At 36.7% G+C, this 788-nt stretch carries 1 protein-coding gene; it reads right to left on the minus strand.

The genetic code is table 11. From position 1 onward, the window contains the following. Positions 1 to 27: 27 nt before the first annotated feature. Positions 28 to 729 carry an IS1 family transposase gene (locus tag NI469_RS15715; protein WP_004282341.1) on the minus strand — a complete coding sequence of 234 codons (702 nt, stop codon included), beginning with the start codon at positions 727 to 729 and terminating at the stop codon, positions 28 to 30. Positions 730 to 788 lie beyond the last annotated feature (59 nt).

The raw sequence follows: 788 nt of genomic DNA on the forward strand, positions 1-788 counted from the left end.
GGTGGTGTTTCAAAAAGTATGCTGGCATTAAACGAATCCATTATTGATATAAAAGAACACTAAATCAAAGGCTTTGAAATGATTTTCAAGCTTTTTGGAGAAGTTGCAGCTTCTCCTAAAGCCTCGCCTGATTCGATGCCGTAATCGACAATTATTGCCTTCTATACCCACAGTGAAAAATTTACCAATCAACTGTTTGCATTCTTTAAAGGTCGTAACAAAGCTATCCCAATGGTCACTTGATATACATGTATAGCTTACACCTAACTGCTTCAATTTTAATTTAAGTCGTTTTGCAGTGGCTAAATCTCGGTTACCCCATACATAAGCAACAATTTCACCTGTTTCTCGATGATAGGCATAAATTAGCCATTGTTTATTTTGCTTATGACCAACAAAAGTCCAAAACTCATCTACTTCAAGGGTTTCATAATGACTTTGCTGTGCTCGAAGTTGATATTTTGATTGGCTAAGTGTCCGTAGAACTTTACCGATACTTACTCTTTCAATTTCTGCTATATCCCTGACACCACTGCCTCGCACCATGAGGTGTAATATTTTGGTTTTGATACCTGAGTGACAGCCTTGATAACTGAGAGCATGATCACCAATAAATTGACGTCTGCATATTTTACATTGGTAATTTTGCTTACCATCTACTTTTGTGCCATTTTTCTTTATACTGTCACTTAGGCAGGCTGGACACTTGATTTCTAGAGTTATTCGCATTTCTCTATTTTATCAAAATCCAACCTGCTTTTTTTCAGCATACTTTTTGAAACACCACC

The organism is Acinetobacter lwoffii (genome assembly GCF_024129735.1).
Classification (GTDB): Bacteria; Pseudomonadota; Gammaproteobacteria; order Pseudomonadales; family Moraxellaceae; genus Acinetobacter; species Acinetobacter lwoffii_H.